Annotated in this window: 6 protein-coding genes; 4 read left to right on the top strand and 2 right to left on the bottom strand. The window is 59.1% G+C overall.

Annotation, left to right across the window (positions count from 1 at the left end):
- On the top strand, positions 1–484 hold a 484-nt coding region (locus L0H65_RS15235; protein WP_367652004.1), incomplete at its 5' end, for a glutathione S-transferase C-terminal domain-containing protein.
- Between the two features lie 40 nt (positions 485–524).
- Here the strand turns inward: L0H65_RS15235 and L0H65_RS15230 are convergent.
- Complete coding sequence (locus L0H65_RS15230; RefSeq protein ID WP_301459895.1) at positions 525–767, bottom strand: hypothetical protein; 243 nt, start codon at positions 765–767, stop codon at positions 525–527.
- Positions 764–1,081: a DUF3775 domain-containing protein gene (locus L0H65_RS15225; protein ID WP_301459894.1), complete on the bottom strand. Its 318-nt coding sequence runs from the start codon at positions 1,079–1,081 to the stop codon at positions 764–766. The genes L0H65_RS15230 and L0H65_RS15225 overlap by 4 nt, the downstream gene beginning before the upstream one ends.
- A gap of 131 nt (positions 1,082–1,212) precedes the next feature.
- Here L0H65_RS15225 and L0H65_RS15220 point away from each other — a divergent pair, with 131 nt between their 5' ends.
- From L0H65_RS15220 to L0H65_RS15210, 3 genes are all read left to right on the top strand, one after another.
- Positions 1,213–1,893: a type 1 glutamine amidotransferase gene (locus L0H65_RS15220; protein ID WP_301459893.1), complete on the top strand. Its 681-nt coding sequence runs from the start codon at positions 1,213–1,215 to the stop codon at positions 1,891–1,893.
- A gap of 24 nt (positions 1,894–1,917) precedes the next feature.
- Positions 1,918–3,273, top strand: a complete 1,356-nt coding sequence (locus tag L0H65_RS15215) for a glutamine synthetase family protein (protein ID WP_301459892.1) — start codon at positions 1,918–1,920, stop codon at positions 3,271–3,273.
- On the top strand, positions 3,270–4,479 hold a 1,210-nt coding region (locus tag L0H65_RS15210; protein ID WP_301459891.1), incomplete at its 3' end, for an FAD-binding oxidoreductase. The genes L0H65_RS15215 and L0H65_RS15210, both read left to right, overlap by 4 nt.

Raw genomic sequence — 4,479 nt, 5'->3', positions numbered from 1 at the left:
AGGTCGGCGGTGCAGCCGGGGTCGGGGCCCGGTGACGGCGAGATCGGTGGCGGGGTGGGAGTGGATCGCGCGGGCGGATGGTTCGTTCAAACAGGCGTTGGATCGGGTGAAATATGCCAGTCGCCACAGCGTGGAGGAGGTTGCAGCGGCGCGCGACGTGGCTGTGGCCTTCTTTGACGATCTGGAAGCGGCGATGGGCGATTGGCTCTTGCCGCGTGAAAGCCTTGCCGATAACGCCCTGCTTCCGTTCGTGCGGCAGTTTGCTTTCATCGACAAGCCATGGTTTGACGCGCAGCCATGGTCTCGCACCCAGCGGTGGTTGCAACGGTTTCTTATGTCACCACAGCTTGCGAAGGCGATGGAGAAGGAGAACGTTTGGCGCGACGGGGATGCGCCGCTTTTATGGCCCAAACTGCCAGCAGATCACCATTCCTCCCGCCCATTACCCCGCAGCACTGCTGCTTTGCAAAACAAATCGCCGTAGGTATTTGAGCCAAGATGAAATCAAGACTGGCGCGATGTGCCTACTTCTTCTTTTTCAAATGACAGACCTTGGTTTTGCTGCCGTCCTTGTTCTTGCGCCAAATGCAGCCCTCATTCCTGGGCGTCTTGTCGTAGATGTAATATTCGCCGCGCTTTTTCCTGCTGAAGGTCTGATTGGACGCATCATGCCCACCAATGCGCACATTCTTGCCCAAGCGCACTTCTGCCACGGCCGGGCCGCACAGCGCAAACACGATGATCAACGCACACAGTCCACGGATCACAACAGATCCTCTTCCTCGCCATCGACATCAACGCCCATCGCGTCAAGCCCGGCCTCAAGGTTTTCCGCCAGATGTGGCATGCCGCGCAGGTAACTTTCGGTCGGGGTCGTGCGTTCTCGGCGCGCGGTAGCGACGGCTTCGGCAAATTCCTCCGCCTCGAACGCACCGCGCCCGACCCATGCAAGCGCGATCAGATGTGCCTGTTCATCCTCATTGAGATTGTCAATGAAGGCGCTCAGCTCTGCCTCGGCCACGCGGCCTTCCCGGGCCTGAAAAATGATTTGCACGACTTTGCTGGGGCTGATCTCGATCATCTCTCATTCCTTTTAGCGTCTTTGCGCCATGCTGCGCCAACCGGCCGGCAAGAGCAAGAGGTGCCACGTCCCCCCTTGCCGCGCCCGGGGGGAAGCGGTTAGGCTGGGCGTTATCAACAATTGGAACAATCATGCTGATCGGCATTCTGCAAACCGGCCATGTTCACGACAGCCTTGTCGGAACCTATGGCGATTATCCTTCGATGTTTGAACAGCTTCTGGCGGGCAAGGGATTTGACTTTGCCACATGGCGTGTCGTCGATATGGAATTTCCCACCGATGTCCATGATGCCGATGGCTGGCTTTTGACCGGTTCGCGCCACGGGGCATATGAGGAGCATCCGTTTATACCGCCTCTGGAGGATTTCATCCGCGCGGTCTATGCTGCGGCGGTGCCGATGGTGGGCATCTGTTTCGGGCATCAGATCATCGCGCAGGCGCTTGGCGGGCGGGTGGAGAAATACGCAAAAGGCTGGGCTGTCGGGGCAACGGAATACGACTTCGGCGGCAAACCCATCAGGATGAACGCCTGGCATCAGGATCAGGTCGTGGCGATTCCACCCGATGCGAAGGTCATCGGCACCAATGCATTTTGCAAAAATGCCGCTTTGCTTTATGGGGATCGCGTTTTGACCGTGCAGGCACATCCCGAAATCCGCAATGATTATCTGGATGGCTTGATGGTGGCACGCGGTCCTGGCATCGTGCCCGATCCGGTGCTGGAGGCAAGCCGGGAGCGGATAGGTACACCGCTGGACGATCAGTTGATCGCCGATCAGATCGCCGCTTTTTTCAAGCAGCCGCGCGGCTGAATCCCCTTTTACCGGAGCTTTCCGATGACCAAATGGACCGATCAGATCCCGCAGGCGGCGCGTGACTATATCGCGGATAGACGGCTGGATGAGGTGGAATGTATCATCGCCGATATCGCCGGTGTGGCGCGTGGCAAGGCAATGCCTGCCTCCAAATTCGCGACGCAGGCCAATTACTTTTTGCCGAACTCCATCTTTCTGCAAACCATCACCGGGGAATGGGCCGATAACCCCTCGGGTCTGTTTACGGAACCGGATATGGTGCTGGTGCCGGATTATTCCACCGCGACCGCGGCGCCGTGGACCGCTGATATCACGCTTCAGGTAATCCACCACGCGCAGGATCAGCAGGGTATCCCCGTTCCAACTGCGCCGCGCAACGTGCTGCAACGGATCGTGGATTTGTACAACGCGCGCGGCTGGCAACCGGTTGTTGCGCCGGAGATGGAGTTCTTTCTGACCGCCCGCAACCTTGACCCCAACCAACCGGTAATTCCACCGATGGGGCGTTCCGGTCGCCGGGCGCAAGGCAAGCAAGCCTATTCGATGTCGGCGATTGATGAATACGGCAAGGTGATCGATGACATCTATGATTTCGCCGAAGCGCAAGGGATGGAGATCGATGGCATCCTGCAAGAAGGCGGGGCCGGTCAGGTGGAGATCAACCTTGCCCATGGCGACCCAGTGCGCTTGGCCGATGAGATTTTCTTTTTCAAACGGCTGATTCGTGAAGCGGCGTTGCGGCATGATTGCTTCGCAACCTTCATGGCAAAACCGATTGAAGGAGAGCCAGGGTCCGCGATGCATATCCACCATTCGGTGGTGAGTACCGAAACCGGCAAGAACATCTTTTCTGCGGCAGACGGCACGGAAACCGAAGCTTTCATGCATTTCATCGCCGGGATGCAGAACCACTTGCCCGGTGCGGTCGCGCTGCTTGCACCCTATGTCAACAGTTACCGCCGCTATGTCCCGGATTTCGCCGCGCCCATCAACCTTGAATGGGGCCGCGACAACCGCACAACGGGCCTGCGTGTGCCAATCTCTGGCCCCGAAGCGCGGCGCCTGGAGAATCGTTTGGCCGGCATGGATTGCAACCCATACCTCGGCATCGCGGCGAGCCTTGCCTGCGGCTATCTCGGGCTGGTCGAGGGCACCATGCCGCGCGCGGAATGCACTGGTGACGCCTATAATATCGAAACGGATCTGCCCTATACGCTAGGCGATGCACTGGATTTGCTCGAAGGGGATGCCGCATTGCGTGAGGTTCTGGGTGATGAGTTCTGTAAGGTTTACGACTCTGTAAAGCGCAATGAATACAAGGAGTTCTTGCAGGTCATCAGCCCATGGGAGCGTGAGCATCTGCTGCTGAACGTATGAACCTGCTTTATGCCAATGACCGTGCGGGGGAATATCCACCGTCCTACTATGCCGCTACCGCAACGGCTTTGCCGCCTTTTCCTGCCCTGAAAGGGGCGACCACAGCGGATGTCTGCATCATCGGCGCGGGTTTCACCGGGCTTTCAGCGGCACTACATTGCGCGCGGGCGGGGTTGGATGTGGTGGTGCTGGAGGCGCATCGCGTTGGTTTCGGGGCATCGGGTCGCAATGGTGGGCAAGTCGGGTCGGGCCAACGGTTGGAACAGGACGCGCTGGAAAAGATGGTCGGGCGTGAGGTCGCGCGCAGGCTTTGGGATATGTCGGAAGATGCAAAATCCTTGGTCCGTGCGCTCGCAGCGGACATGGGGGAGCCCTTTCATCAGGGCGTCGCCCATGCCTGTTACAGCGCAGGAGAGGTCGATCACGCCCATCGCTATGCCGAGAAGCTGGCGCGGGACTATGGTTATGCGCCGGTGGAACCGCTGGACCGCGATGGTATCCGTCGCCTGATCGGGTCCGATGCTTTCGCGGGGGGAGAGGTGGATCGTGGCGCGGGCCACCTGCATCCGCTGCGTTTCGCGCTGGGGTTGGCGCGGGCGGCGATGGCGGCGGGGGTACGGATTTTCGAGAGATCGGAGGTTCACCACATCGCGCACGGGTTGCGCCCGGTCGTGCAATCGGCGCGCGGTCGTGTAAGTTGCGATCATGTGATTCTGGCCGGGAATGGTTATCTGGCCGGGTTGGATCAAAAGGTTGCTTCACGGGTGATGCCGATCAACAATTTCATCGTGGCGACGGAACCTTTGGGCGACCGTGCGGCAGAAATCCTTGCCGAGAATGTTGCAGTGGCCGATACCAAATTCGTGGTGAATTACTGGCGATTGTCAGAGGATAAACGGCTGCTGTTCGGTGGTGGCGAAAGCTATGGCTACCGCTTTCCCGATATCACGAAGACCGTGCGCAAACCGATGCTGGCGGTCTATCCGCAACTGGAGGATACGCGGATTGATTATGCCTGGGGCGGGACGCTGGCGATAACAATGAACCGGATGCCTTGCTTTGCGAAACCGCATCCGAATGTGTTTTCAGCCTCCGGATATTCGGGGCATGGCGTGGCGATGGCCACGCTGGCGGGAAAGTTGATGGCGCAGGCGGTGCAGGGCCAAGCCAGCGGTTTTGACATCATGGCCGCCCTGCCCCAACCGC

The sequence above is a fragment of the Pseudorhodobacter sp. genome (assembly GCF_030452865.1).
Lineage (GTDB): Bacteria > Pseudomonadota > Alphaproteobacteria > Rhodobacterales > Rhodobacteraceae > Pseudorhodobacter.
Note: the sequence above shows the minus strand (reverse complement) of the source record. Positions and strands in the feature narration are given on the sequence as shown.

Bases quoted from the DNA above. Each gene is read 5' to 3' on its own strand.
- L0H65_RS15225 (WP_301459894.1), bottom strand. From the start codon at position 1,081: ATGATCGAGATCAGCCCCAGCAAAGTCGTGCAAATCATTTTTCAGGCC.
- L0H65_RS15220 (WP_301459893.1), top strand. From the start codon at position 1,213: ATGCTGATCGGCATTCTGCAAACCGGCCATGTTCACGACAGCCTTGTC.
- L0H65_RS15215 (WP_301459892.1), top strand. From the start codon at position 1,918: ATGACCAAATGGACCGATCAGATCCCGCAGGCGGCGCGTGACTATATC.